Below are 24,402 nucleotides of genomic sequence, written 5' to 3'. Positions count from 1 at the left end.
CGCGGCAAGGCCCAAGCGAGCGCGGTGCGAGACTGTGAGACATCCGGGTCAGAGCAGGAACACGCCCTTGCCGGTGCGCTGCTGGTCGAACAGCGCATAGGCCTCGGCGGCCTGGTCCAGACGCCATTCATCGGTGAACAGCGCATCCACCTTGATGCTGCGATCGACGATGAACTGTGCGCATTCCGCCTGGCCGGGGGTGGAAAAGGTCCACGACGCGATGACCGTCGCCTGCCGGCGCAGCATGTCCGGGCTGACGTCGATCGTGACCTTGCCGCCCTCGCCCACGAAGCAGCAGGTGCCCCAGACCTTGAGCGCCTGCACCGCGGCGACGCGCGCCTCAGGGCTGGAGGAGGTCTCGAGCGTGAGGTCCGCGCCCTCGCCATGCGTCAGCTCGCGGATGGCGGCGACGGCGTCCATGTTGGAGGGGTTGATGGTCTCCGCCGCGCCGAACGCCTTGGCGCGCTCCAGACGCTCCGGGCTAATGTCGAGCGCGATGACCCGCGCGCCCATCGCCGCCGCCAGCTGCGTGCCGGAGAGGCCCACCGGCCCCTGGCCGAAAATGGCGATGGTGTCGTATCCGGAGACCTTCATCCGCCGCAGCGCGCCATAGGCGGTGCCCGTGCCGCAGGAAATGGCGGCGCCCGCCACGAAGCTGAGGGATTCATCGAGCGGGACGAGCGTGTTCGCCGGCACGCACATGTACTTGGCATGCCCGCCATGGCCGTTGTTGCCATAAACTGTCACGGCGGACTTCTGGCAGAGCTGCTGCCAGCCGGTGCGGCAGTGATTGCAGGTGGTGCAGCCCTGGTAGTGATGCACCATGACCCGCGCGCCGACTTGCGCTAGGCGCGCATCCACCCCCGGCCCGATGGCCGCGACCACACCACAGGGTTCACGACCCGCTATGGTGGGGGTGGGGGGTGCGGCGATGCCGGTGGCCTGCCGGAACCCCTTGGACTGGCGATACTTGTGCAAGTCGGACCCGCACATGCCGGAGGCCTTCATCTCCAGCACCACCTCCCCGAAGCCGGGGGTGGGGTCGGGGAAATCCATGAGCGCGAGTTCGCGGTCACCGGTGAAGACAACGCCTTGCATGGACATCCTCCGTGGTGCGCGGCTCTGTTGGCCGTCGACGGAGGCTAGGCGGGGGAAGGGCCTGCGACAATCGCGCTCCGCAGGATGGCTGGGGGACCTGGTTTCGAACCAAGAATGCCCGAGTCAGAGTCGGGAGTTTTACCGTTAAACTATCCCCCATCGCCGCACCCGGTGGCCCAGGCCCTGCGAGGAGGCGCTGCCTAGCATGGCCCTCCGCCCCGGGCAACCACATCGGCCGCCCCGCCGCATGATATTCTCCTTGCCCCGAGGGCACCCCAGGCCAGATTATACACGGCTGCCGCACTGCAATACGGCGCCCGGATGACCCATGCCTGACGATGCCGCCATCGCCCTGGGCCACACCAAGGTCCCGCATCCCGCCCAGACAGGCGCTGGATTCGTGCGCGGCGACCACAACGCCACCTATGCCGCCATCGACCTCGGCACCAACAATTGCCGCCTGCTGATGGGCGCCCCCTGCGGCCGCGCCGATGCGCAGGGGTTCCGCGTCGTCGACAGCTTCTCCCGCATCGTCCGCCTGGGCGAAGGCCTGGCCGCCACCGGCCGCCTGTCCGACATCGCCATGGACCGAGCCCTGCACGCGCTGCGCGGCTGCGCCGAAAAACTCGCCCGCCGTCCGGTCCGCGGCGTCCAGGCCGTCGCCACCGAGGCCTGCCGCCGCGCCACCAACGGCCCCGAATTCCTCCACCGCGTCGAACGCGAAACGGGGCTGCGCCTGCGCATCATCGCCGCCCGCGAGGAAGCCGAGCTCGCCATGGAATCCTGCGGCCCCCTGCTCGGCGATGCCGACCGCCGTGTGCTGCTGTTCGACATCGGGGGCGGGTCCACCGAAATCGCCTGGATCCGAGTCCGCGGCGCCGAACCGCCCGAGATGATCGGCTACATGTCGCTGCCCATGGGCGTGGTCACGCTCGCCGAACGCTTCGGCGCGCAGTGCTTCACCGAGGTCGGCTTCTCGGCCCTGGTGGCCGACATCGCCGGCCGGCTCGCGGGCTTCGACGCCGTGCACAGCATCGGGCGCGAGATCCAGGCCGGCGGCGTTCGGCTGATGGGCACCTCGGGCACCGTCACCACGCTCGCGGGCGTGGTGCTCGCGCTGCCTCGCTACCGTCGCCCGCTGGTCGATGGCCAGACGCTGGATTGCCACGCCGCCGATGCCGCGCTCGGGGATCTGTTCGCCCTGGGCAGGGCAGGGCTCGCCGCCCACCCCTGCGTCGGGCCGGACCGTGTCGATTTCGTCCTGCCTGGCTGCGCCGTCTATGCCGCCATCCGCCGCGTCTGGCCGGCTCCGCGCCTCACCGTGGCGGACCGGGGGCTGCGCGAGGGCATGCTTCTCCGTATGATGCGCGCCGATCGCGCGCCCCGGCGTCGCCACCTCCGCGCCTGAAGGATCCCTCTCAGCCATGGCCAGCAAGCCGCCCGGCAGTTCCGGCCGCGCCCTCACCACGCGCGTCAAGACGGCCAAGGGGCGCAGCACCGCGAGCCAGGCCTGGCTGCAGCGCCAGCTCAATGACCCCTATGTAAAGGCGGCCGTCGCGCAGGGCTACCGCTCCCGCGCGGCATTCAAGCTGGTGGAACTGGATGACCGCTTCAAGCTGATCAAGCCAGGCGCGCGGGTGGTGGACCTCGGTGCGGCGCCCGGGGGGTGGGTGCAGGTCGCGCTGGCCCGCGGCGCCTCCCGCATCGTCGGCATCGACCTGCTGCCGATGGACCCGATCGTGGGGGCGACGCTGATCGAAGGCGATTTCCAGGAGGATGCGCCGCTCGCCGCCGTCATGGCCGCGCTCGATGGCCCGGCGGACCTGGTGCTGTCCGACATGGCGCCCAACACCACAGGGCACAATGCGACGGACCACCTGCGCATCATGGCGCTGGCGGAACTCGCGCTGGAATTCTGCCACCGCGTGCTCTCGCCCGGTGGCGGCTTCGTCGCCAAGCTGTTCCAGGGCGGCACGGAGCGCGCGATGCTGGAGGGCATGAAGCGGGACTTCGTCAGCGTCCGCCACGCCAAGCCGCCGGCGAGCCGGAAGGATTCGTCCGAGTTGTATGTGGTCGCCACGGGCTTTCGGGCCGCCATGCGCGGCTGACGTGCTGGCGCCGAAAGGCGCGTCCGCAGCGCTGCGATACAGCCATGCGCGCCTGTCACGCCGCGACGCTGGACGGGGCTTGCGAAAAGGGTTTAGGGAAACGCGCCAAGGTCGCCGTCTGGCAACATCCGACGCGAAGGGTCCCCCCGCATGCCGTCCGACTTGGCCTCCACCGCCGCCCGCATCAGATTCGAAGACGCCTTCGCCTTCGACGACGTGCTCCTGGTGCCCGCCTATTCCACCGTCCTGCCCCACGCCACCGACACCCGCACCCGCATCACGCGGGAGATCTCGCTGCACATCCCGCTGATCTCGGCCGCGATGGACACCGTGACCGAAAGCGGGATGGCCATCGCCATGGCGCAGTCCGGCGGCATCGGCGTGATCCACAAGAACCTCACCATCGAGGAGCAGGCCGCGCAGGTCCGCCGGGTGAAGAAGTTCGAGAGCGGGATGGTGGTCAACCCGCTCACCATCCATCCCGACCAGACGCTCGCCGAGGTGCGCGCCATCCAGCAGCAGCACCGCATCAGCGGCATCCCGGTGGTAGAGCGCGACAGCCGCCGCCTGGTCGGCATCATCACCGCCCGCGACGTGCGCTTCGCGACAGACCCGAACCTGCGCGTCTATGAGCTGATGACGCGGGAAAACCTGGTCACCGTCAGCGGCGACGTGGTGCCGGACGAGGCGCGCGCGCTGCTGCACAAGCACCGGATCGAGAAGCTGCTGGTCGTCGATGAGCAGTACCGCTGCATCGGCCTCGTTACCGTCAAGGACATGGACAAGGCCGAGACCAACCCCAATGCCGTCAAGGACGCGCTCGGCCGCCTCCGTTGTGCGGCCGCCACCGGCGTCGGCGAGGACGGGTTCCGCCGCGCCGAAGCCCTGGTCGCCGCCGAGGTCGACGTCATCGTGGTCGACACCGCCCATGGCCATTCCGGTGGCGTGCTCGAAGCCGTGGCCCGCATCAAGCGCCTGTCCAACACCGTGCAGATCATCGCCGGCAATGTCGCGACCCCAGAAGGCACGCTCGCCCTCATCGAAGCGGGTGCGGATGCGGTGAAGATCGGCATCGGCCCGGGCTCCATCTGCACCACGCGGATCGTTGCCGGCGTCGGCGTCCCGCAGCTCACCGCCGTGATGGAAAGTGCCGCAGCGGCGCGGGGCCACAATGTCCCGGTGATCGCCGATGGAGGCATCCGCTCCTCGGGCGACCTCGCCAAGGCGATCGCCGCGGGCGCCGACTGCGCCATGATGGGCAGCGTCTTCGCCGGCACCGACGAGGCGCCGGGCGAAGTGTTCCTCTATCAGGGCCGGTCGTACAAATCCTACCGCGGCATGGGCAGTATCGGCGCCATGGCGCGCGGCTCGGCCGACCGCTACTTCCAGGCCGAGGTGCAGGACAGCCTCAAGCTGGTGCCGGAGGGAATTGAGGGCCGCGTCGGCTACAAGGGCCCGGTGAGCACCGTGGTGCATCAGATGGTGGGCGGCTTGCGCGCGGCGATGGGCTACACCGGCAACGCTACGATCGCCGAGATGCAGCGCAACGCGAAGTTCCGCCGCATCACGAATGCGGGGCTGCGCGAGAGCCATGTGCATGATGTTGCCATCACCCGCGAAGCGCCGAACTACCGCCAAGACTGAGCTAAGTTCCAAAACTGAAAGAAAGGGGTCTGGGGAAATTCTTTTCCCCAGTCTTTTTAAGTCCCATGACCCCCGCCGCCCGTCTCGCCGCCACCGCCGAACTCCTCCAATCCATCGAGGCAACCCCGCGTCGCCCCTCCGACGCCACTGCCAATGATTTCTTCCGCGCCCGCCGCTTCATCGGCGGCGGCGACCGCCGCGTGGTCGCCGACACGCTGTGGTCCATCATCCGCCAGCGCATCCGGCTGGACTGGCACCTCCGCCAGGCCAAATCCGACCCCTCCGCCCGCCTGCTCCTGGCCGCCTACCTCATCATCGCCGAGGGCCGCGGCATGGCCGCTATCGAGGCCATCTTCGTCGGCGGCAAATTCGCGATGGAACCGCTCGACGCGCGGGAGCGCCGCGTCCTCGCCGCACTGATCGGCAAATCGCTGCGCGACCCCGCGATGCCCGACAATGTCGCTCTCAACCTCCCGCTCTGGGCCTACCCCCTCTTCCTCGCCCGCTTCGGCGAAACGCTCCCCGCCGAGATGGCGGCCATGGAACAGGGCGCCCCACTGGACATGCGCGCCAACCTGCTCCGCACCACCCGCGACGCCGCCGCAGTGGCACTCGCGGCCGAGGGCATCGCCACCGCGCCCACACCCTATTCCCCCTGGGGCCTGCGCGCCGAAGGCCGCAAGCCCGTCACCAACACCGAGGCCTTCAAGACCGGCCTGATCGAAATCCAGGACGAGGGCAGCCAACTCATCGCGCTTCTCACCGATGCCCGCCCCGGCATGCGCGTGGCCGATTTCTGCGCCGGTGCCGCGGGCAAGACCCTGGCCCTCGCCGCCACCATGGCCAATAGCGGCCGCATCACCGCCTGCGACACCTCGAACGTCCGCCTTGAAGGCGCGGTCCGCCGCCTCCGCCGCGCCGGAGTCGACAATGCCGAGCGCCACCTGCTCACCCCCGGTGACAAATGGACCAAGCGCCGCGCCGGCAGCTTCGACCGCGTCCTCGTCGATGCCCCCTGCACCGGTTCTGGCACCTGGCGGCGAAACCCCGATGCCCCGCTCCGCACCCGCCCCGAGGACCTGGCCGAGCTGGTGGTACTGCAACAAGATATCATCGACCGTGCCGCGGAATTGGTTCGACCCGGCGGACGGCTAGTATACGCTACCTGCTCATTGTTCACCGATGAGAATGAGGGCCAGATGCAAGGCTTCCTCGAACGCCATCCCGATTTCGCCGTACTGCCGGCCGACGCGCTTTGGGCCGAGCTGCGCCCTGGCGTCGCTGCGCCGTGCGCCGGCCCCTACCTGGCCACCAGCCCGGCCCGGCACGGCACCGATGGCTTCTTCGCCGCCGTGCTGGAGCGGCGTGCCCCATGATCGCGATCCGCCGCGCCCGGCCGACCGATGCCGGCGCGATCGGGGCGGTGCATGCCGAGGTCTGGCGCAACACCTACGCCGGCGTGCTGCCGAGCCAGTACCTCTCGGGCCTCTCCGCCTTCCGCCTGGGCCTGGGCTATGAGCGCGGCATCCTCGACCGGCGCGAGGGGCATGCCGTGTTCGTGGCGGTGGCCAGCGGTTCCGACCTGACCCCCGGGCCGATGGGCGTCGAATCGCAGGTGGTGGGCTTCGTCTCCGGCGGCCGCGCCCGGCGCAACGCCATCGCGGCCGGCGAGGTCGAGACCATCTACCTGCTCGAGGATTGGCGCGACCGCGCCGTGGGGCGGCGCCTGATGCGCGCCATGGGGGCGCATCTGCGCGCGGTCGGGTGCGGATCGGCGATGGTGTGGGTGCTGAAGGACAACCCCTCGCGCTGGTTCTATGAGCGCCTGGGCGGGCGACCCGCGGCGCGCGAGATGACGCGGTTCGCCGGGCAGAATGTCGAGCAGATGGCCTATGCCTGGGACCCGATCGAGGCGTTACTGACCGCCACGGCACCGGCGCCGGAGCGCTGAAGAAAGAAGCGGGGGCGCTGCCTCCTGCACCCCCGCCAGGGGCGGCGCCCCTGGACGGCTCAATCGATCTGGGCGCCGGAGGCGCGCACCAGGATAGCGTGGCGGGCGATTTCCTCGCGCAGATGCGTCGCCAGGCGCTCGGGCGTGCCGCCCAGCACGTCCATTCCTGCCGCCTCCAGCCGCGCCTTGGCCACCGGGTCGGCCAGCACCTCGTTGGCCAGCGCGTTCACCCGCGCGACCAACCCCGGCTCCGCACCCTTGGGCAGCAGCAGCGCGAACCAGGTGCCAAACACAAGCGCCGGCATCCCCAGCTCCGCCGTCGTCGGAACATCCGGCAACTGGCCCGCGCGGCGGTCCGACAGGATCGCGATCGGCACCACCTCGCCCGAGCGCACCTGCGGCGCCGCCCCGGTCACCAGGTTGAACATCGCCTGGATGCGGCCGGAGAGCAGGTCCGTGCTGGCCCCCGCCGGTCCCGTGTAGGGAACATGCGTCATCTCGGCCCCGGTCAGCGATTTGAACAGCTCCCCGGCCAGATGCATGGACGACCCATTGCCGGTGGAGCCGAAATTGATCGCCCCCGGATTGGCCCGCGCATAGGCGGTGAACTGCTCCAGCGTGGTGATGCCGAGCTGCCGGTTCACCACCAGCAGGTTCGGCACGTTGCCGATCAGCACCACCGGCTCGAAGTCGCGCACCGGGTCGAACGGCAGGGCGCGATACAGCGCCGGGTTGGTCGCGAGCGTTCCCGCCCAGGACCACAGGATGGTGTACCCGTCCGGCGCCGCGCGCGCGCCCGCCACCGCGCCGATATTGCCGTTGGCCCCGCCCCGGTTCTCGACCAGCACGCGCTGCGTCAGGCGCTTCTCGAGTTCCTGCGCGAAGATGCGGGCGAGCGTGTCGGCGGTCCCGTTCCCGCCCGGCGCGGGGACGATGATGCGCACCGGCCGGCTCGGCCAGGGCTCGGCCGCGCCTTGGGCGTGCGCGGTGCCGGCGGCAAGCGCCATCAGGGTGGCGCGGCGGGTGACGGTCATGGCTTGCCTCCGGGCTGTGGTCGTCCGAAGGCTAGCCCGGAGCGGCGGGAGATGGGATGCCATGCGGATCGCGGTGCTGGGGGCGGGGGCGGTCGGACCGGCGGCGGCCGCACTCGCGGCCTCACGCGGGCATGCGGTGACGCTGTGGTCGCCCTCCGGCCGCGGCACCGCGGGCCTCGCGGATAGCATCATCGCCGAGGGTGCGCTCGACGGCCGCTTCCCGTTGCGCATCGCGCGCGACCTGGCCGATGCGCTCGCCGGTGCCGAGGCCGCCCTGCTGGCCGTGCCCGCCTATGCCTTCCCCGCGCTGCTGCCGTTGATCGCGGAGCGCCTCGCCCAGCCATTGCTCATCACCCCGGCGGCGAGCCTCGCGCCGCTTGCGCTCGCCGCGATGCTCGAATCCCGCGGCCGCGCCGCGCCGCCGATCGGGGCGATGTCGACCACCCCCGTCACCGCCCGGCGCCTCGCGCCCGACCGCGTGCGCATCCTCGGCATCCGCGCCGCGGTGGACATGGCCGCGGTGCCGGAGACCGCGGCGCCGACGATGGGCACGCTCGCCACCGCGCTGTTCGGCCATGCAAGCCCGCTCGGCGGCTCGGTGGTGCAGGCCGCGATCGGCAATGCCAACCCGATCATCCACGCCGCCCTCGCGCTGACCAACACCACACGGATCGAGGCGGCGGAGCACTGGCCGCAATACGGCATGCTGACGCCCGCCACCTGCCGCCTGATGCTGGCGATGGCCGCCGAGCGCGCGACGCTGGCCTGCGCGCTTGGTGTCGCGGTGCCGAGCCTGGAGCAATCGCTGCACCGCGCCACGGGCGTGCCGCATGGCCCGCTGCACGCCATGGCGGCGGCGATTGCGCAGGGCGGCGCCGAGGTGCCAGGCCCGACCGATCCCGCCAGCCGCTACATCACCGAGGATGTGCCCTATGGGCTGGCGGTGGCGCTGTGGCTCGCCGCGCGCCAGGGCGTGGCGATGCCGGTGACCGATGCGGTGGTGACGGCACTGGAGGCGCTGTGGGGCCGCGACCTGCGCGCCAATCCGCTGCTGGAGGGCCTCAGGCTCGGCGCCGACGGATCTGCCGGTGCGGCCCGCCTGTGACCGATGCTCAAGCCTGCGGAGGCTCGGTCACGAAGGGCATGATATCGACTGTGTCGCCCGGGAAGATCGCGAAATGCGGATGGTTCTCGAACAGGCGCGCGGCCGCGTCGATGCTGTCCGCCTCGACGATGACGTAGCCGCAGATTGCGTTCGCGGCGTCGGCCATGCCATCCCGGCTCACGCGTCGCGTCTTGCCGACCATGCCGCCGCGATCGGCGAAGCGCGCGGCGTTCGCCGCCTCCCACGCTGCCCATGCCTGCACGCCGCGGGCATCGATCGCATCCTGCTCGGATTTCGGCAGGCGACGGAAGCGCGCGACGTTCTCGGCCTCCATCATATAGACCGCGAGAAAGCGGGGCATGGGGAAGTGCTCCTGGTGGCGGCCTGCATGCTAGCGCGGCCGGCTTCGGCCTCAATCCATTTCGCCGTGTCCGGCCCGCCGCGCCGCGGCGCGCCTAGCGGTCCAGCACGCCTCGGCAGGCCGCCGGCATCACCGGCGCCGGGCCGGGGGGGCGCGGCGGCGGCCGCCGTGCCTCCTCGCTGAGCCACCAGGCAAGGCTCGCGTCGCAGCCGTCGCCCGGCGGTGGCGGGGCGATGCCACGGCAGTCCGGCTGGTCGGACGGGCAGCGCATGCGCAGGTGCATGTGGCTGTCATGGCCGCGCCAGGGCCGGACATAGCGCAGCCAGCCCTCGCCGCCATGCATCCGGCACAGCCCGCGCTTGATGCCGTGGTTGACCAGCACGCGGTCGATCCCCGGCAGCCCCGCGGCCATCCGGATGAGCGCCGTGTGCCGCGCCGTGAAGCGCGTAGGGTCGATATCGTTTTCGTCGGGCAGCACCAGGGAGGTTTCGCGGATCACCTCGCGCTGCGGCCCCGGAACCAGCGGCTTCGGCCCGAGATCGAGCCAGACATCGGCGTCCAGCCCGGCCTGGTGGCTGGCATGGCCGAACGGCATCGGCCCGCCGCGCGGCTGCCCCAGGTCACCGATCCAGAGGTCGGGGAGCCCGGCCGCCCGCGCCTGCCGGCCCAGCGTCTCGACCGCCGCGATGGTGACCGGATGTCCCCAATTGCGGTTGCGCGACAGCCTCACCGCCTGGAAGCCCGGGCCCTCGCGCGGCAAGGCGACGGCGCCGGCGATGCAGCCGAGACCGGTGCCGCCGATGATGCGGGGCGTACCGGGCAGGGGCTCCCTCACGGCGGCCCATGCGCTCGCCGGCTGAGCGCGGGCGGTCGGCGGCACAATGCTGCCGAGCATCGCGGCGAAGGTTGCCAGGGCAAAAAGCTGTGTGGCCGCTATGTAGATCTTGCCCATGGCACCCCCCGCGACCAATTTTGCTGCATGGCACAATATCTCGTCACCGGCGGCGCCGGCTATGTCGGCAGCCACTGCGTCCTGGCTCTGCGCGCGCGTGGCGACCGCGTCGTCGTGCTCGACGACCTGAGCCAGGGTCATGCGGCGGCGGTGCCCGAGGGTGTCACCCTCGTCGTGGCCGATCTCGCGGCGCGCGACAAGGTGGCCGCCGTTTTCGCCGAGCATCGCTTCGACGCCGTGCTGCACTTCGCCGCGCGCTCGGTGGTGGGCGAGAGCATGGCCAACCCGCTCAGCCATATCGGCGCCAATCTCGGCAACGCGCTGATCCTCGCCGAGGAAGCACTGCGCGCCGGGTGCGACCGCATCCTGCTCTCCTCGACCGCGGCGCTGTTCGGCGCCGCCGAGCGCCAGCCCATCGACGAGGACTGCCCCATCGCGCCGGGCAACCCCTATGGCGAGAGCAAGTTGATGATCGAGCGCGCGCTCGACTGGGCGCACAAGCTCAAGGGTTTGCGCTTCGCCGCCCTGCGCTACTTCAACGCCGCCGGCTCCGACCCCGAGGGGCGGCTGGGCGAGGACCACGACCCCGAGACGCACCTGATGCCGCTCGCGATCGATGCCGCGCTCGGCCGCCGCCCGCCGCTCACCGTCTTCGGCGAGGACTACCCCACGCCGGACGGCACCTGCATCCGCGACTACGTCCATGTGAGCGACCTTGCCGACGCGCATCTGCGCGTGCTGGACCGGCTCGAGAGCCATCCGCGCCTGACCTACAACATCGGCAGCGGCACCGGCCATTCGGTGCGCGCCGTGCTGGACGCCGTCGAGCGCGTCGCCGGCAATCCCGTCCCCCACACCCTGGGGCCGCGCCGCGCCGGCGACCCGGCCGTGCTGGTCGCCGCATCGGAAGCCCTCAAGCGCGACACCGGCTGGCAGCCGCGCTTCGCAGAGCTCGACACCATGGTCGCCACCGCGCTGGCGTGGCGCCGCGCCCATCCCGATGGCTATGCCGACTGAGTGTCCGTGTGGAAGGACTTGCTCACGATCTTCCAGCCTTCGGCGGTCTTGAGCAGCATCAGGTAGTCGGTGAAGTAGCGCGGCGGGATCGCGCAGTTGAGCTTCACCAGCGCCGTCTCCGGCCCGCTCATGTCGATGGAGATGATGCGGTCATGCCGCGCCATGCCCTGCTCGCTGGGCTTGGGACGGCTGAGCACCGCGTCGAACCAGGCCGCGCGCGGCACGTCCACGACGCCGCCGTCGCGCGCCGAGAACAGATGCGCGCAGGGGTGGAAGGCGGCGCCGAGTTTCGCGACATCGCCTTCGTACAGCCCGTCGAGGTAGGTGGTCAGCACCGCCTCGATGGCGGTGAATTCGCTGTTCAACATGTTTGCCATGGCCTGTCTCCCGTTGAGTCGCGGCGATCCTGCCAGAGGCGGGGCGCGGTTTACAGCGCCGCGCGCAAGGGGCATGGAGGTGGCAAGAACACCGAGGGAAGGACCAGGTCCATGTCGATTGCGCATCGCGGTCGTCCGGCCGCGCCGGATCTGGTCGCACGACGCGTCCTGCTGGCGGCACCCGCGCTGTTGTCCCTCCCGCTGCGCGCGCAGCCGGCCTGGCCGCAGCGCCCGGTGCGCCTCATCGTCGCCTATGCCGCGGGCGGTGGGACCGACATCTTCGCCCGCGCGCTGGGCGAGGCGATGCGCCCGGCGCTGGTCCATCCGGTCATCGTCGAGAACCGCGCCGGCGGGGCAGGGGTCATCGGCTCGGACGTGGTGTCCCGCGCCGAGCCCGACGGGCACACGCTGCTCGCCGTCGTCTCCACCCATGTGATGAACAAGTACTACCTCTCGAGCATGCCCTACGACCCGATCCGCGACTTCACGCCGATCGCGATGCTGTCGCGCAACACCATGGTGCTCAGCGCCGGCGCGACGCAGCCCTTCGCCACGCTGCCGGCGATGATCGCCCATGCGCGGCAGAACCCCGGGGCGGTCGGCACCGGCTCCACCGAGGCGCTGTCCAGCTTCTGCGGGCAGGAGCTCGCGCGCCGTGCCCGCATCGACACGCCCGACATCCAGTATCGCAGCGGCGGGCCGTTGATGAACGACGTTGTCGCCGGCCACCTGCCGGTGGGCTGGACCAGCACCGCGAGTGCGATGCCGCACATGCAGACCGGGCGCGTGCGCATCCTCGCCAATGCCGGGGCGACGCGCACGCCGTTCTTCCCCGACGTCCCGACCGTGCAGGAAAGCGGCATCGCCGATTTCGATCTCTCCGGCTGGGTCGCGATGTTCGGGCCGCGGGGAATGGACCCGGTCCTTGCCGGAAGAATCTACACCGCCGTCGCGGCCGCCTTCACGGACGCCACGCTGCGCGCGCGGCTCACGGCGCTCGGCGTCGAGCCGGACCTGCGCGACCCCGCCGGCCTGACCGCCGCGCTGGTGCGCGAGGACCGGCTCTGGGCCGCGGCGTCGGCCGCCGGCACCCTCCAACGCGCCAATTGAGGACACGACCCATGGCCAACCCGACCCTCCGCGCCGCCTTCGACGCGAAGAAATTCATCGTCGCCCCCGGCGTCTTCGACATGATCTCGGCGAAGGTCGCGGACGGGATGGGGTTCGACTGCCTCTATGGCACGGGCTTCGGCACCGTGGCCTCGGCCCTCGGCGTCGCGGATGCCGGCATCGCCACCTACACCGACATGGTCGCGCGCATGGGGCGCGTGGCGCAGGGATGCACGACGCCGCTGATCGCCGATGCCGATACCGGCTATGGCGGGCTGCTCAACGTGCGCGAGACGGTGCGCGGCTATGAGGCGGCGGGCATCACCGGCATTCAGATCGAGGACCAGGAGGTGCCGAAGAAATGCGGCCACACGCCAGGCCGCCGCGCCATCCCCGCGGACGAGATGGTGCTCAAGATCCGCGTCGCCGTGGAGGCGCGCCGCAGCCGGGACTTCCTCATCGTCGCGCGCACCGATGCCCGCACGGGCCTGGGTCTGGAGGAAGCGATCCGTCGCGGCCGCATGTTCGGCGAAGCCGGCGCCGACGTGGTCTTCGTCGAGAGCCCGGAGAGCGAGGCGGAGATGGTGGAGATCGGGCGCTCGCTCGGCCAGTACCGTCTTCTCGCGAACAACGTCGAAGGCGGCCGCACGCCGATCCTCTCCGCCGCGCGCCTGGCCGAGATCGGCTACGCCATCGCCATCTATCCGGCAGTGGGCTTCCTCGCCGTGGCGGCGGCGCTGGAGCGCGTCTTCGGCCACCTCAAGGCGCAGGGCGATTCGAATGGCCTGCCCGCGGCCGAGAGCTACGGCTTCGGACGCATTTGTGAGTTGATGGGGTTCCCCGATGTCTGGGAATTCGAGAAGAAATGGGCGCAGCCCGAGCGGTGAGCCCGTCCGACCCGTCCCCCGATCCGGAGCCTCCCATGCAGCATGTCAAAGCCCTCGTCTTCGACGTCTTCGGCACCGTCGTCGACTGGCGCACCTCCATCGCGCGGGAGGCTGGCGCATTCTTCGCCAAGCGATACCGCGCCGTCGATGCCGAGGCCTTCGCCGACGCCTGGCGCAAGCGCTACCAGCCGGCGATGGAGGAGGTGCGCTCCGGCCGCCGGCCCTTCACCCGGCTCGACGTGCTGCACCGGGAAAACCTCGAGCTCGTGCTGGCGGATTTCGGCATCGACCCGAAGCGGGAAGGGGAGGCGGCGCTCGACGCACTGAACCGCGCCTGGCACCGCCTCGACCCTTGGCCGGACACGGTCGCCGGCCTTGCGCGGCTCAAGACGAAGTTCTTCATCGCGCCGCTGTCGAACGGCAACATCGCGCTGCTCGCGAACATGGGCAAGCATGCCGGGCTGCCCTGGGACGCGATCCTCGGCGCCGAGGTCGCTCGCGCCTACAAGCCGCAGCCCGAGGCCTACCTCCGCACGGCCGAGGTGCTCGCGATGCGGCCCGAAGAGGTCGCGCTGATTGCTGCGCACAACAACGACCTCGCCGCCGCGCGCGAGGCGGGGCTGAGCACCGGCTTCGTGGCGCGCCCGGTCGAGCACGGCGCGGCCCAGACCACCGATCTTCGCGCCGAGCAGGCATGGGACGTGGTTGCGGACAGCTTCACCGATCTCGCGACGAAGCTCGGCTGTGCCTGAACGCGCGTTCGTGAAGGCGCAGGCTCGCCGCACCGCAACGTACGCCTCCCTCCCGCGTTTTCCCGGCGAACGGAAGGGAGTACCTACAACATGAGCGACATGACCCTCGCGGATGTCTCTGGTGAGATGGCCGATATCGATTTCACCATGCTGAGCACGCGCGCGGCCGAAGGACGCATCGCTTCGCGCCCGATGAGCAACAATGGCGACGTGGAGTATACGGGCGACTCTTATTATTTTGCCTGGGGCCACGCGCACATGGTGGGCGAGATCGAGGCGGACCCGAATGTCGGGCTCACCTTCCAGGGCAGCAAGGGGCTGCTGGGCGCGCCGCCGATGTTCATCGCGGTCGAGGGGGTCGGCAAGATCATCCGCGACAAGGTGGCGTTCGTGGAGCATTGGACGCCGGACCTCGACCGCTGGTTCACCGATGGGGTCGATACGCCCGGCGTGGTGATGATCCATGTGAATGCGAAGCGGATCCACTACTGGCGCGGCGAGGAAGAGGGCGAGATCGCACTCTAGTCGCCGTCTGCGTTGTCGGTGCTGTACTGCACCAATCTGTGCGGAAGCGATTGAGCGCGTAGTCGCCTGTTCGCGGCACAGTCTTAGAGAGTTTTAGCGCGTGCGAGATGGAGCAAACCGTCTCGCACGCCAAATTTGTATGTGCCTTGGGTAGGTATCTCGACTCGATTGGTGTGGGTTTCCTGCACGGCGTGCGGGTTGAACATGAAAGCGCGCTTGACGGTGTGGAACACGCGCCGAAGCGCATCGTTATCCTCAAAGTCGGCAACAACGGCCTCTGCTCCGATCGCGCGCAATGCGGCCGTCTGTGCGGGGTCGCGGGTTACCGCGTGCCGCGTCTTGAGGAAGAGCTCGTGCTGCGCAGCAGTCACGATCCCGGGAAGGCACCAAACGATCCGCCACCTGCGCGCATTGCTCCCGCAGCCGGCATGGGAGGCGAGGATGGACGACGCGCAGATCTGGGATCTCGAGGAGAGTCTGTGGACAGGTGGCGCGGAGCGCTACCAAGAACTTGTCGACGAGGCTTGCGTGATGGTGCTGCCCTCCGACCCATTCATCATGACCGGTCAGCAGGCGATCGACGCGGTGTCCGAAACACCGCGCTGGTCTCAGGTGCGGTTCAGTGGCCAGCAGACCGTCCACCCCGAGGGCGACCTGGTCGTCATCGCCTACCACGCCGCAGCGCAACGCAAGGGCGCGGATGATTACCAGGCGTATTGCACCACAACCTGGCAGCGCCGTCCGAACGAGGAATGGCGCGTGGTGCAGCATCAGCAGACACCGCCCATCACGGCTGGCGCCGGCTGAACGCAGCCGCCATGGCGCACCTGTTCGACAACGAGCACGCGAGCGGCTGCATGTCGCATAGTGCCGCGATCTTGCGACGCACATGGGCGTGCAGACGACGCACCAAACCGGCCCCCAGCGACGAGCGGTGATGCTGGAACTGCGGGAAGCGCTGGCGCCGGGCTGCGTCTTCCCGGTGGCCGGATGCCTTGCCCGCACTCGAGCGCGGAATCTTCCTCGAAGGCTAGCGGCCGGGCCAGGTTCTGCGCGTCGCCGATGATGCGGACGTTATCGCCGAGCGAGTTTACGCCCGCGGCAGCGCCTATCATTTCCGCGTGCCTTCGCTGTTGCATGACGTGTTCTGGCTGCTTGTACACAAGCTTCCATCCATCGCTTCCGCTACCGTGTTCGCCTGTCTGCCCGACATGCCCAAGCCGTCCTGGCCGGCCGAACGGGAATGTGCCGCGCCAGCGCCGATCGTGAATTTCACCCAGGGAGAAACACGCCATGCCGAAAACGATCCTCATCATCGGTGAAGACCCCGCCGAGATCGACTTCGATGCACCCGGCACGCCAAAGGACGTTTCCGCCGAGACGATCACCTCCGGGCTCGAGGGATCCGTCGCGCGCTTGCGGGCCGATGGCTACGTCGCCACGCTGTTGCTGACCCGCGATCCCGCGACGCTTGAGGAACAGGTGCGCGAGGCGCTCGACAACGAGGCCCCCGACGTCGTCGTCATCGGCGCCGGGCTGCGCATCCTGCCGGCACTGGCCGCTCAGTTCGAGCAGCTGATGAACGTGCTCCACGAATACGCACCGAACGCGAAGCTCGCCTTCAACAGCCAGCCGGGCGACTCCGACATCGCTGCCCGCCGCTGGGTATAAGCAGGTGGACGGAGTCGGTGTGAGGATCAGCTCATGAAACAGACCTTTCACGGCAGCTGTCACTGCAAGGCGGTGACGTTCGAGGCGGACATCGACCTCGCCGAGGGCACGGGAAGGTGCAACTGCACCCTGTGCTGGAAGCAGCGCATGTGGAATGCCGGCCAGCTGCAGCCCGCCGATTTCCGCCTGCTGTCGGGCGAAGACGTGCTCGGCGACTACGCGAAGTCAGGCGATTGGGGCGAAAGCCATCATCGGTTCTGCACCAAGTGCGGCATCGCGACCCATAGCCATGGCGCGATCAAGATGATGGGCGGCAAGCCGTTCGTCTCGGTGCATCTCGCCGCGCTCGACGACCTGTCCGTCGATGATCTCGTCGCCGCGCCGCTCGCCTACATGGACGGGCTGCACGACAATTGGCAGAACCCGCCGGACGAGACACGGCACCTGTAGGCACCTATCAGAACCACAGGTCACGCACGCAGCGACCGTCCGACGCAAGATCCTCGAAGGTGTTCAGCCCGTCGAAATGATCGATGGCCAGATGGGCGACGGCTTCGGGCGCGGCGAGCCTGACGTTGACCGCCATCCGGCGGCGGCCATCCTTGTCCACGCGTCTGCCGCGCCAGGCCAATACGCAGCCGCAGGTCGGGCAGAACAGGATCTCCAGCGCGGGGTCGGCCTTCCCGAGCCGTTTGTAGGCACTGGTCGCACCGGACACGCATATGCGCTCATTATCGTAGTCATAGGCCCAGAGGGCGCCGTAGCGGCGGCACAGCGTGCAGCTGCAGGCCGTGATTGAGCCAGGCTCGCCGGTCAGGCTCCACCCGGCCGCTCCGCAGTGGCAAGTTCCTGTCAGCATGGGCCCTCCTGGTGCGCCTAGCTTGCTGAAGGATATCGCGCTTGCCGCTGCGGATCGGCCACGTGGCCGACAACTTGACGTGACGGTCGGGCGCGGGAGACACATGCGCCCTGACCCATCCTGATCAGGGCTTCACGAACCGATAGACGAAGCGATCGGTCTCGCCTTTGATCGCCGGGTCGAACACCTTGATCGTGTGCATGTCGTTCTGGTTCGCAAGGATGGCGCTTTGCGCATCCAGCACGAAACCGGCCGCCTCCACCTCGTCACGGACGGACGCAGGATCGATCCGATGCAGCGACTGGGTGTCGCTCATGCCCGTCCCTGCAGCGGCGGCGTGATCGACGATGACATAGGCCCCGCCTGGCTTCAGCCGGTCGTAGACGCCTCGATTGAAGTCGGCTGCTGTCGCACCGCTGGCCTGCGCGAGAGGGGTGTGCAGATCGTGGTAGAACAGATGCAACCACACGACATCCGCGGGCGACGTGACCGTCGCCATCGCCCCAATGTCCGCCGAGACGGCTTCGACATTCTCTCGGCCCGGCTCTTTCGCCAGCATCTGCATGCGGCCGACCGGATCGTTCTTGAAGTGAGCAACCTCGGCCGGCACGAAGCTGAAGACCCGTCCCTCAGGTCCCACGATGTCGGAGAAGAGGCGCGTCCAGTCGCCATCGCCTGGGTAGACGTCGATGATGGTGGAGCCTGCCTGGATGCGGGCGAATTGCAGCAACTCGGATAGCTTGGATTGGTCGTACATCGGTATCTCCTTCACGGTTGGGCATGCGACAAACGATTGGCGTTCGAGGCGGCGACCGGCGGCCCATGCACCGTCGGCGCCGTGCCGTATTGGCGGGTGGTGTCAGCCGAAGCTGACCAGGTCTTAGAAGATCAGGCGGCCCCGACGATCTCCGTGTTGCGACGGATGCGTCGATGGCGGGGTCAGACCTGCGCCATGCCTCCATCGACGGCGAGATCCACGCCGGTGATGTAGGAGCTTTCATCGGGGGCGAGGAACGTGACGGCTGCCGCGATTTCCTCTGCCTTCCCTCTGCGGCCCATCGGGACCTGCGAGGCGAACTGGGCGGCCGCTTGCTCCGCTTGCTCGGGGGTCAGGCCCGTCGTTGTCGCCAGGGCGGGGGTGTCGATCGGGCCTGGGCTCATGGCATTCACCCGGATGTTTCGGTCCTTCAGCTCCAAGGTCCAGGCCCGCGCGAAGTTGCGCACCGCGGCCTTGCTGGCAGCGTAGGCGCTGAATCCCGGCACGCCCAGCACATTGGCGACCGAAGAGGTCAGGATGATCGAACCGCCGTCCTTGAAGAGAGGAAGGGCCTTCTGGACCGTGAAAAACAGCCCCTTCACATTCACATCGAAGGTCTGGTCGAAATGGGCCTCCGTCGCTGCGGCGAGTGGTGCAATCGTCCCCGCGCCGGCGTTGGCGAAGAGAATGTCCATGTGACCATGTTTCTCCTTCACGATTGCATAGAGCCGGTCCAGATCCTCCAGGCGCGACACGTCACCGCGGACCGCGGTGACATCGCCCTGGATCGAGGCTGCGGTTTCCTGCAGCGCCTTCTCGCGTCGTCCGGTGATCACGACGCGCGCGCCTTCTTCCACAAAACGCCTGGCCGTGGCCAACCCGATCCCGCTGCTGCCGCCCGTGATGACGGCGACCCTGCCTTCTAGCTTTTTCATGATCGTACCCTTCGTTCTGTGTGGGTCCGCGGCTGTGATGGCGCGCTTCCAGAGCCCTACCTGGGTTGGTCGGGGTCGGGCGATGAGTGCGCAATCGCGCACATTGGTGGTGCGAAAACAAACCACATGATCACTCAAGCCCAGGACAGTCGCAGGATCGAAAGCTTCAGATGCTAATATTGCAGCTGTCGGGGCACGCAGTCTCGGCGCGGGAATGCACCATGATCGACTGGGATGACGTCCGCTACTTTCTGGCCGCCGCGCGCGGCGGCTCCGTTCGGGCCGCCGCCAAGCAGCTCGGCGTGAACCACGCGACCGTGCTGCGACGCATTGCCCAGCTCGAGAAACGCCTCGGCGTGCAGGTGTTTGCAAAACTGCCTTCGGGCTACCGCCTGACGGGGGCGGGCGAGGATGTCCTCGAATTCGCGGACCAGATGGAAGCGTCGTCGCACCTGCTGGAAACGCGTATCCTTGGGCGCGATCAGAGCGCGCGCGGGCTTCTGCGGGTGACGCTCCCGCCGTTCCTCGCGACCCACCTCCTCATGCCGGACTTCGCCGATTTCGCGCGCCTGCATCCGGACATCGAGATGGAAATCCTGTCCTCCGGTGCGCTGGCGAACCTGACCAACAGGGAGGCCGATGTCGCGATCCGCATCGTCCCCGACCGCAAGAGCCTGCCGCTTAATCTTCACGGGCTGGTGGGACCGGCGCTGTTCGGCGCCGTCTACTTGTCCCGGGATCGACTGGCCGCCTGGCGTTCGGGCGCGCCCGATCCCATGCGGTGGATCGTCATCGACGCCCGTGGCGTCCCGGACTGGGCCGGAGAGGTTGAGGTCTGCGCCACAGGCGTTCCGTTTCGTACTCCCGACCCCGACGCACAGGTCGCTGCGGCACGGCAGGGGATCGGGATGACGACACTGCCGTGTTTCGTCGGCGACGCCGACACCCTGCTGGTGAGGGCGCCGGGCGTCGAACCGCGAATGGGCGGAACACTCTGGCTTCTCACCCAGGGAGAGGCGCGCAAGACGAAGCGCGTGCGACTCTTCACGGAGTTCATATCCCGCAGGCTCGCCGCCTACGCGCCGCTGCTGGCGGGGCTGTCCATGTCGCGCGACTGACGCCCCTCTACTCCCACTCGATCGTCCCCGGCGGCTTGCTCGTGATGTCGTAGGTCACGCGGTTGATCCCACGCACCTCGTTCACGATCCGCGCCGAGACCCGACCAAGGAAGCTCATCTCGAAAGGGTAGACATCCGCCGTCATCCCATCCGTGCTCGTCACCGCACGCAGCGCGCAGGCCATGTCGTAGGTGCGCCCATCGCCCATCACGCCCACGGTGCGCACCGGCAGCAGCACCGCGAAGGCCTGCCAGATGGCATCGTACAGCCCGGCCTTGCGGATCTCGTCCAGGTAGATCGTGTCGACCAGCCGTAGCAGATCCGCCTTCTCCCGTGTGACCTCGCCGGGAATACGGATCGCGAGCCCGGGGCCGGGGAAGGGGTGGCGGCCCACGATCTCCTCGGGCATGCCCAGTTCGCGGCCGAGCGCGCGGACCTCGTCCTTGAACAGGTCGCGAAGCGGCTCGACCAGCGCCATCCGCATGCCCGCCGGCAGCCCGCCGACATTGTGGTGGGACTTGATCGTCACCGAAGGTCCGCCCGTCGCCGAAACGCTTTCGATCACGTCCGGGTACAGCGTGCCCTGGGCGAGGAAATCCGCCCCGCCGATCTTGTGCTGTTCCTCCTCGAACACCTCGATGAACAGCCGCCCGATCGTCTTGCGCTTCACCTCCGGGTCCGTCACGCCCGCCAGCGCACCGAGGAACATCTCGCTCGCGTCGCGATGCACGAGCGTGATGTTGAAGCGGTCCCGGAAGGTCGCCACGACCTGCGCGCTCTCGCCCGCGCGCATCAGGCCATGATCGACGTAGATGCAGGTGAGCTGGTCGCCGATCGCCTCGTGCAGCAGCACCGCGGCCACCGAAGAATCGACACCTCCCGACAAGCCGCACACGACGCGCCCGCCGCCCACCTGGGCGCGCAGCTTCGCCACCGCCTCCGCACGGAAGCCGGCCATCGTCCAGTCGCCGGTGCACCCGCACACGCCATGCGTGAAATTGCGCAGCAGGGCCGCGCCATGCGGGGTGTGCACCACCTCGGGGTGGAACATGGTCCCGAAATACCGCCGCTCGACATCCGCGATCAGCGCGAAGGGCGCGCCCTCGCTCGACGCCACGACCTCGAAGCCCGGCGGCAGCACGGTGATGCGGTCGCCATGGCTCATCCACACGGTCTCGACCGCGCCCGGCGCCCAGACGCCCTGGGTGATCGCGCAGGCGCCGGTGACCGTCACCTCCGCGCGCCCGAACTCGCGCCCATGGCCACCTTCGACCAGCCCGCCCAGCATCGCCGCCATCACCTGCTGCCCGTAGCAGATGCCCAGCACGGGCAGGTTCAGCGCGAACACGCCGTCGGCCGGGCGCGGGCTTGCCATGTCCGTCACGCTGGCCGGACCGCCCGAGAAGATGATGCCCTTCGCGCCGAAGCCGGCGATGCGCTCGATGTTCGCTGTGTAGGGCCAGACCTCGCAATAGACGCCCGATTCACGCAGGCGTCGCGCGATCAGCTGCGTCACCTGGCTGCCGAAATCGAGGATGAGAATCCGGTCGTGCTGGGCGGCGATGGGTTCCATGGCCGACCTTGCACCATAACCCAGCCTGCCCGGCAAGCGCCGCGTGTTCTCAGGGCGCGGCGACCGTCTCCCCCACCACCAGCAGCCACCCGCCGCGCGCGATATAGGTCAGCGCGATCACCGTGATCAGCCGCCCCGCCCAGCGCCGGTATTGCTGGTCGCTCATCGCCTCCAGCACCCGCCGCGCCAGCGTGGTGCCCGCCATCGAGCACGCCACCGCCAGCACGCCCAGCACCGGATCGATCCCGACCGCCGCCACCGAGCTGAAATAGATCCACTTGAACGCATGCCCGAACACCTGGCACGCCGCCTTGGTCGCGATGATGGCGCGCCGCTCCATGCCCCCGCCGAGGAAGAAACTGTCCAGCAGAGGGCCCGACACCCCGGTCAGGATCATCAGCGACATGCACACCCCCCCATAGCCCGCGCAATGCGACGCCCTTCCGGGGTCGGGGCGGAACGACGCCGGCAGCACCCGCACCACGAAGGGGCTGAGGCCCAGCAGCAGTAGCGCCACGGAGGTCGGCGGCACGAAGCTGATCATGGACCACGCGCCGACCGCCACGGCCGCTCCGGCGGCGAAAAACCCGATCGGGCGCCAGCGGATGTGCTTCCACCACAGCAGGCTTCGCCAGCCATTGGAGGCCAGCTGCGTCACGGCGTGCAGCTGCATTGCCTCGGGCAGCGGCATCACCGCGAGCAGCACGCCCACCAGGATCAGGCCGCCCGCCATGCCGAACACGCCCGAGAGGAAGGCGGTGAACAGCATGGTCAAGGAGATGGCGGCGATCAGCAGCGGGGACATGGCATGGGTTCTCCGCCCTCGTCCCTGCACCCGTTGTGCCAGCGCCGCAAACGGCGTTAGCTGAGCCAGAGCATGAGTTTTCCTGATGCTGACACCCCGCCGCCTCCCCTCGCTCAACGGTATCCGCGCCTTCGAGGCCGCCGCCCGCAGCGGCAGCTTCGCAAGGGCGGCGGAGGAGCTGGCCGTGACGCCAGCCGCCATCAGCCGCCTGGTGCGCCTGCTGGAGCTGCGCCTGGGGCTGCCGCTGTTTCTCCGCCAGGCGAACCGGCTGACCCTGACCCCGCCCGGCGCCGCCTATGCCGCCGGACTCACCCGCATCCTCGACGACACCGCACGCCTCACCGCCGAGATCCTGGGCGATGGCCAGACCCAGATCGTCACCATCGGCGTCGGGCCCAGCTTCGCCATCCGCTGGCTCATTCCCCGCCTCGCCGCTCTTCAGGCCCAGGCGCCGGCGATTGAGGTGCGCATCACCACCGGCGGTGCGGCCACGCCGTTCCAGGATGGCTGGACCTGCGGCATTCGCCTGGGCACCGGCGACTGGCCAGGCCTCGTCGCGGTGCCCCTGGTGTCGGCCGACCTGCTGCCGGTCTGCGCGCCGGCGCTCGCCGCCCGCATCCAGCACGTCCAGGACCTGGCGCCCCACACCCTGATCCGCGTCGCGCATGCGCCGGAGGACTGGCCGCTCTGGCTCGGCGACGCCGCCATCCGGCCCGGCGGTCCGGTGTTCGAATATTACGGGCAGGCTCTGCAGGCGGCGTTGGATGGGCTCGGGGTCGCGATGGGGGTGCGGCCCTACATCGACGACGACTTGGCTGCGGGGCGGCTCGTGGCGCCCTTCAGGCGGACGGTGTCCAAGGGGAAGAGTTGGTACCTGGTGTATCAGCCGGTGCGTGCGAAGGAGCCTGGGTTAGCGGCGTTCCTGAACTGGATACGCGAAGCTGCGGGCGCATAAAAAAAGGCCGGGGAAAGGAATTTCCCCGGACCCCATTCTTTTGTTTTTGGCTATTGGGGAACCCCGACAGCCGCCATCAGCAAAACTTACGCCGTCTGGTCGGTGACCAGGCCGCCCTTGTCCATCAGGCTTTCCACAACGCTCCAGTCGACCAGCTTGGCCAGGAAGTTGTCGAGGTAGCCGGGGCGGACGTTGCGGAAATCCAAGTAGTAGGCGTGCTCCCACACGTCGGCGCCCAGGATCGGCTGGCCCTCGCCTGTGGCGATCGGGTTCGAGCCGTTGGGTGTCTTCGTCACCTTCAGCTTGCCGTCCGGAGCGATGATCAGCCACGCCCAGCCGGAGCCGAACTGCGTCACGCCGGCCTGCTTGAACGCCTCCTTGAAGGACGCGAGGCCACCTAGGTCGCTGTCGATCTTGGCGGCGAGCTTGGCCGGCAGCGCGTCGCCACCGCCATTCGGGCTCATCACCTGCCAGAACAGCGCGTGGTTCCAATGCTGGCCGGCCTGGTTCAGCACCGGCAGGCCCTCGGCGCCGGCCTTGCCGGCCTCGGCGACGATCGCCTCCAACGTTTTGCCGGCCAGGCCCTTGGACTCGATCAGGCCGTTCAGCGCGGTCACATAGGCATTGTGGTGCTTGCCATGATGCAGCTCGAGCGTCTCCTGGCACATCCCCTGGCCAGCGAGGGCCGCGGTGTCGTAGGGAAGCGAGGGCAGGGTGAAGGGCATGGGGTCTCTCCCGTTCTGGATAGGTCTGACCTAGGCGGGGTATGGCGGAGCGTCAACGCTTGTCCCATGACGCGTTTGCGGGA

27 protein-coding genes and 1 tRNA gene are annotated in these 24,402 nt (G+C 69.0%); 16 read left to right on the top strand and 12 right to left on the bottom strand.

Annotated elements, in window-relative coordinates; all coding sequences use genetic code 11:
* Positions 1-48: 48 nt before the first annotated feature.
* Entirely contained in the window at positions 49-1,098 is a 1,050-nt protein-coding gene (locus GXW79_RS16950) for a zinc-dependent alcohol dehydrogenase family protein (protein ID WP_211875624.1), read from the bottom strand.
* 85 nt (positions 1,099-1,183) lie between these two features.
* Positions 1,184-1,257: transfer RNA gene (locus tag GXW79_RS16945), tRNA-Gln, on the bottom strand.
* Between the two features lie 169 nt (positions 1,258-1,426).
* On the opposite strand from GXW79_RS16945, the gene GXW79_RS16940 reads away from it, so the two are divergent.
* From GXW79_RS16940 to GXW79_RS16920, 5 genes are all read left to right on the top strand, one after another.
* Positions 1,427-2,506, top strand: a complete 1,080-nt coding sequence (locus GXW79_RS16940) for a Ppx/GppA phosphatase family protein (RefSeq protein WP_211875623.1) — start codon at positions 1,427-1,429, stop codon at positions 2,504-2,506.
* A 16-nt stretch (positions 2,507-2,522) separates the two neighbouring features.
* Entirely contained in the window at positions 2,523-3,206 is a 684-nt protein-coding gene (locus GXW79_RS16935; RefSeq protein ID WP_211875622.1) for an RlmE family RNA methyltransferase, read from the top strand.
* A gap of 150 nt (positions 3,207-3,356) precedes the next feature.
* The gene (gene guaB, locus GXW79_RS16930; protein ID WP_211875621.1) at positions 3,357-4,850 is read left to right on the top strand and encodes an IMP dehydrogenase; all 1,494 of its coding nucleotides are present in this window, start codon (positions 3,357-3,359) and stop codon (positions 4,848-4,850) included.
* A 65-nt stretch (positions 4,851-4,915) separates the two neighbouring features.
* Positions 4,916-6,226: an RsmB/NOP family class I SAM-dependent RNA methyltransferase gene (locus GXW79_RS16925; RefSeq protein ID WP_211875620.1), complete on the top strand. Its 1,311-nt coding sequence runs from the start codon at positions 4,916-4,918 to the stop codon at positions 6,224-6,226.
* Positions 6,223-6,801 (top strand): GNAT family N-acetyltransferase, encoded by a 579-nt coding sequence (locus GXW79_RS16920; RefSeq protein ID WP_211875619.1) that lies wholly within the window; start codon positions 6,223-6,225, stop codon positions 6,799-6,801. Before GXW79_RS16925 ends, GXW79_RS16920 begins: the two co-directional genes overlap by 4 nt.
* Positions 6,802-6,860: 59 nt before the next feature.
* Here the strand turns inward: GXW79_RS16920 and GXW79_RS16915 are convergent, their stop codons facing one another.
* Positions 6,861-7,835 (bottom strand): Bug family tripartite tricarboxylate transporter substrate binding protein, encoded by a 975-nt coding sequence (locus GXW79_RS16915; RefSeq protein ID WP_211875618.1) that lies wholly within the window; start codon positions 7,833-7,835, stop codon positions 6,861-6,863.
* A gap of 61 nt (positions 7,836-7,896) precedes the next feature.
* Between GXW79_RS16915 and GXW79_RS16910 the strand changes: the two genes are divergently transcribed.
* Complete coding sequence (locus tag GXW79_RS16910; protein WP_211875617.1) at positions 7,897-8,940, top strand: NAD/NADP octopine/nopaline dehydrogenase family protein; 1,044 nt, start codon at positions 7,897-7,899, stop codon at positions 8,938-8,940.
* Between the two features lie 7 nt (positions 8,941-8,947).
* On the opposite strand, the gene GXW79_RS16905 is transcribed toward GXW79_RS16910, so the two are convergent.
* Positions 8,948-9,301: a YciI family protein gene (locus tag GXW79_RS16905; protein ID WP_211875616.1), complete on the bottom strand. Its 354-nt coding sequence runs from the start codon at positions 9,299-9,301 to the stop codon at positions 8,948-8,950.
* Between the two features lie 94 nt (positions 9,302-9,395).
* Complete coding sequence (gene mepA, locus GXW79_RS16900) at positions 9,396-10,253, bottom strand: penicillin-insensitive murein endopeptidase (RefSeq protein ID WP_246504069.1); 858 nt, start codon at positions 10,251-10,253, stop codon at positions 9,396-9,398.
* A gap of 27 nt (positions 10,254-10,280) precedes the next feature.
* On the opposite strand from mepA, the gene galE reads away from it, so the two are divergent.
* Positions 10,281-11,270 carry a UDP-glucose 4-epimerase GalE gene (galE, locus tag GXW79_RS16895; RefSeq protein ID WP_211875615.1) on the top strand — a complete coding sequence of 330 codons (990 nt, stop codon included), beginning with the start codon at positions 10,281-10,283 and terminating at the stop codon, positions 11,268-11,270.
* Here the strand turns inward: galE and GXW79_RS16890 are convergent.
* A complete protein-coding gene (locus tag GXW79_RS16890) occupies positions 11,258-11,647 on the bottom strand; it encodes a nuclear transport factor 2 family protein (RefSeq protein WP_211875614.1) in 390 nt (129 codons plus the stop codon). The two genes, galE and GXW79_RS16890, sit on opposite strands and share 13 nt — an antisense overlap.
* A gap of 111 nt (positions 11,648-11,758) precedes the next feature.
* Here GXW79_RS16890 and GXW79_RS16885 point away from each other — a divergent pair, with 111 nt between their 5' ends.
* From GXW79_RS16885 to GXW79_RS16855, 7 genes are all read left to right on the top strand, one after another.
* Positions 11,759-12,757 (top strand): Bug family tripartite tricarboxylate transporter substrate binding protein, encoded by a 999-nt coding sequence (locus GXW79_RS16885; RefSeq protein ID WP_211875613.1) that lies wholly within the window; start codon positions 11,759-11,761, stop codon positions 12,755-12,757.
* Between the two features lie 11 nt (positions 12,758-12,768).
* Positions 12,769-13,644 (top strand): isocitrate lyase/PEP mutase family protein, encoded by an 876-nt coding sequence (locus GXW79_RS16880; protein ID WP_211875612.1) that lies wholly within the window; start codon positions 12,769-12,771, stop codon positions 13,642-13,644.
* A gap of 35 nt (positions 13,645-13,679) precedes the next feature.
* Positions 13,680-14,396, top strand: coding sequence for a haloacid dehalogenase type II (locus tag GXW79_RS16875; protein WP_211875611.1), 717 nt, complete (start codon positions 13,680-13,682; stop codon positions 14,394-14,396).
* A gap of 90 nt (positions 14,397-14,486) precedes the next feature.
* Positions 14,487-14,921 (top strand): pyridoxamine 5'-phosphate oxidase family protein, encoded by a 435-nt coding sequence (locus tag GXW79_RS16870; RefSeq protein ID WP_211875610.1) that lies wholly within the window; start codon positions 14,487-14,489, stop codon positions 14,919-14,921.
* A gap of 441 nt (positions 14,922-15,362) precedes the next feature.
* Positions 15,363-15,728, top strand: a complete 366-nt coding sequence (locus GXW79_RS16865) for a nuclear transport factor 2 family protein (protein WP_211875609.1) — start codon at positions 15,363-15,365, stop codon at positions 15,726-15,728.
* A 486-nt stretch (positions 15,729-16,214) separates the two neighbouring features.
* Positions 16,215-16,592: a hypothetical protein gene (locus tag GXW79_RS16860; protein WP_211875608.1), complete on the top strand. Its 378-nt coding sequence runs from the start codon at positions 16,215-16,217 to the stop codon at positions 16,590-16,592.
* 33 nt (positions 16,593-16,625) lie between these two features.
* Positions 16,626-17,042 (top strand): GFA family protein, encoded by a 417-nt coding sequence (locus GXW79_RS16855; RefSeq protein WP_211875607.1) that lies wholly within the window; start codon positions 16,626-16,628, stop codon positions 17,040-17,042.
* A gap of 7 nt (positions 17,043-17,049) precedes the next feature.
* On the opposite strand, the gene GXW79_RS16850 is transcribed toward GXW79_RS16855, so the two are convergent.
* The 3 genes from GXW79_RS16850 to GXW79_RS16840 form a co-directional block, all read right to left on the bottom strand.
* A complete protein-coding gene (locus tag GXW79_RS16850) occupies positions 17,050-17,451 on the bottom strand; it encodes a GFA family protein (protein ID WP_211875606.1) in 402 nt (133 codons plus the stop codon).
* Between the two features lie 124 nt (positions 17,452-17,575).
* The gene (locus GXW79_RS16845) at positions 17,576-18,208 is read right to left on the bottom strand and encodes a class I SAM-dependent methyltransferase (protein WP_211875605.1); all 633 of its coding nucleotides are present in this window, start codon (positions 18,206-18,208) and stop codon (positions 17,576-17,578) included.
* A 182-nt stretch (positions 18,209-18,390) separates the two neighbouring features.
* Entirely contained in the window at positions 18,391-19,143 is a 753-nt protein-coding gene (locus tag GXW79_RS16840) for an SDR family NAD(P)-dependent oxidoreductase (RefSeq protein ID WP_211875604.1), read from the bottom strand.
* 221 nt (positions 19,144-19,364) lie between these two features.
* On the opposite strand from GXW79_RS16840, the gene GXW79_RS16835 reads away from it, so the two are divergent.
* On the top strand, positions 19,365-20,261 hold the full coding sequence (locus GXW79_RS16835) for a LysR family transcriptional regulator (protein ID WP_211875603.1): 897 nt from the start codon (positions 19,365-19,367) through the stop codon (positions 20,259-20,261).
* Positions 20,262-20,268: 7 nt separating this feature from the next.
* Here GXW79_RS16835 and guaA read toward each other — a convergent pair whose 3' ends face one another.
* Positions 20,269-21,834 (bottom strand): glutamine-hydrolyzing GMP synthase, encoded by a 1,566-nt coding sequence (gene guaA, locus GXW79_RS16830; RefSeq protein ID WP_211875602.1) that lies wholly within the window; start codon positions 21,832-21,834, stop codon positions 20,269-20,271.
* Between the two features lie 49 nt (positions 21,835-21,883).
* The gene (locus tag GXW79_RS16825; protein WP_211875601.1) at positions 21,884-22,639 is read right to left on the bottom strand and encodes a sulfite exporter TauE/SafE family protein; all 756 of its coding nucleotides are present in this window, start codon (positions 22,637-22,639) and stop codon (positions 21,884-21,886) included.
* An 85-nt stretch (positions 22,640-22,724) separates the two neighbouring features.
* On the opposite strand from GXW79_RS16825, the gene GXW79_RS16820 reads away from it, so the two are divergent.
* On the top strand, positions 22,725-23,594 hold the full coding sequence (locus GXW79_RS16820; protein ID WP_211875600.1) for a LysR substrate-binding domain-containing protein: 870 nt from the start codon (positions 22,725-22,727) through the stop codon (positions 23,592-23,594).
* Positions 23,595-23,680: 86 nt separating this feature from the next.
* On the opposite strand, the gene GXW79_RS16815 is transcribed toward GXW79_RS16820, so the two are convergent.
* Positions 23,681-24,319, bottom strand: a complete 639-nt coding sequence (locus tag GXW79_RS16815) for a superoxide dismutase (protein WP_211875599.1) — start codon at positions 24,317-24,319, stop codon at positions 23,681-23,683.
* Positions 24,320-24,402: the final 83 nt, after the last annotated feature.

The sequence above is a fragment of the Plastoroseomonas arctica genome, assembly GCF_018128965.1.
Taxonomy (GTDB): domain Bacteria; phylum Pseudomonadota; class Alphaproteobacteria; order Acetobacterales; family Acetobacteraceae; genus Plastoroseomonas; species Plastoroseomonas arctica.
Note: the sequence above shows the minus strand (reverse complement) of the source record. Positions and strands in the feature narration are given on the sequence as shown.

Bases quoted from the DNA above. Each gene is read 5' to 3' on its own strand.
- GXW79_RS16880 (WP_211875612.1), top strand. From the start codon at position 12,769: ATGGCCAACCCGACCCTCCGCGCCGCCTTCGACGCGAAGAAATTCATC.
- galE (WP_211875615.1), top strand. From the start codon at position 10,281: ATGGCACAATATCTCGTCACCGGCGGCGCCGGCTATGTCGGCAGCCAC.
- GXW79_RS16845 (WP_211875605.1), bottom strand. From the start codon at position 18,208: ATGTACGACCAATCCAAGCTATCCGAGTTGCTGCAATTCGCCCGCATC.
- GXW79_RS16925 (WP_211875620.1), top strand. From the start codon at position 4,916: ATGACCCCCGCCGCCCGTCTCGCCGCCACCGCCGAACTCCTCCAATCC.
- GXW79_RS16890 (WP_211875614.1), bottom strand. From the start codon at position 11,647: ATGGCAAACATGTTGAACAGCGAATTCACCGCCATCGAGGCGGTGCTG.
- GXW79_RS16850 (WP_211875606.1), bottom strand. From the start codon at position 17,451: ATGCTGACAGGAACTTGCCACTGCGGAGCGGCCGGGTGGAGCCTGACC.
- GXW79_RS16910 (WP_211875617.1), top strand. From the start codon at position 7,897: ATGCGGATCGCGGTGCTGGGGGCGGGGGCGGTCGGACCGGCGGCGGCC.
- GXW79_RS16815 (WP_211875599.1), bottom strand. From the start codon at position 24,319: ATGCCCTTCACCCTGCCCTCGCTTCCCTACGACACCGCGGCCCTCGCT.
- GXW79_RS16920 (WP_211875619.1), top strand. From the start codon at position 6,223: ATGATCGCGATCCGCCGCGCCCGGCCGACCGATGCCGGCGCGATCGGG.
- guaB (WP_211875621.1), top strand. From the start codon at position 3,357: ATGCCGTCCGACTTGGCCTCCACCGCCGCCCGCATCAGATTCGAAGAC.
- GXW79_RS16905 (WP_211875616.1), bottom strand. From the start codon at position 9,301: ATGCCCCGCTTTCTCGCGGTCTATATGATGGAGGCCGAGAACGTCGCG.
- guaA (WP_211875602.1), bottom strand. From the start codon at position 21,834: ATGGAACCCATCGCCGCCCAGCACGACCGGATTCTCATCCTCGATTTC.
- GXW79_RS16865 (WP_211875609.1), top strand. From the start codon at position 15,363: ATGGACGACGCGCAGATCTGGGATCTCGAGGAGAGTCTGTGGACAGGT.
- GXW79_RS16860 (WP_211875608.1), top strand. From the start codon at position 16,215: ATGCCGAAAACGATCCTCATCATCGGTGAAGACCCCGCCGAGATCGAC.
- GXW79_RS16940 (WP_211875623.1), top strand. From the start codon at position 1,427: ATGCCTGACGATGCCGCCATCGCCCTGGGCCACACCAAGGTCCCGCAT.
- GXW79_RS16950 (WP_211875624.1), bottom strand. From the start codon at position 1,098: ATGCAAGGCGTTGTCTTCACCGGTGACCGCGAACTCGCGCTCATGGAT.
- GXW79_RS16875 (WP_211875611.1), top strand. From the start codon at position 13,680: ATGCAGCATGTCAAAGCCCTCGTCTTCGACGTCTTCGGCACCGTCGTC.
- GXW79_RS16825 (WP_211875601.1), bottom strand. From the start codon at position 22,639: ATGTCCCCGCTGCTGATCGCCGCCATCTCCTTGACCATGCTGTTCACC.
- GXW79_RS16885 (WP_211875613.1), top strand. From the start codon at position 11,759: ATGTCGATTGCGCATCGCGGTCGTCCGGCCGCGCCGGATCTGGTCGCA.
- GXW79_RS16820 (WP_211875600.1), top strand. From the start codon at position 22,725: ATGCTGACACCCCGCCGCCTCCCCTCGCTCAACGGTATCCGCGCCTTC.
- mepA (WP_246504069.1), bottom strand. From the start codon at position 10,253: ATGGGCAAGATCTACATAGCGGCCACACAGCTTTTTGCCCTGGCAACC.
- GXW79_RS16840 (WP_211875604.1), bottom strand. From the start codon at position 19,143: ATGAAAAAGCTAGAAGGCAGGGTCGCCGTCATCACGGGCGGCAGCAGC.
- GXW79_RS16935 (WP_211875622.1), top strand. From the start codon at position 2,523: ATGGCCAGCAAGCCGCCCGGCAGTTCCGGCCGCGCCCTCACCACGCGC.
- GXW79_RS16855 (WP_211875607.1), top strand. From the start codon at position 16,626: ATGAAACAGACCTTTCACGGCAGCTGTCACTGCAAGGCGGTGACGTTC.
- GXW79_RS16835 (WP_211875603.1), top strand. From the start codon at position 19,365: ATGATCGACTGGGATGACGTCCGCTACTTTCTGGCCGCCGCGCGCGGC.
- GXW79_RS16870 (WP_211875610.1), top strand. From the start codon at position 14,487: ATGAGCGACATGACCCTCGCGGATGTCTCTGGTGAGATGGCCGATATC.
- GXW79_RS16915 (WP_211875618.1), bottom strand. From the start codon at position 7,835: ATGACCGTCACCCGCCGCGCCACCCTGATGGCGCTTGCCGCCGGCACC.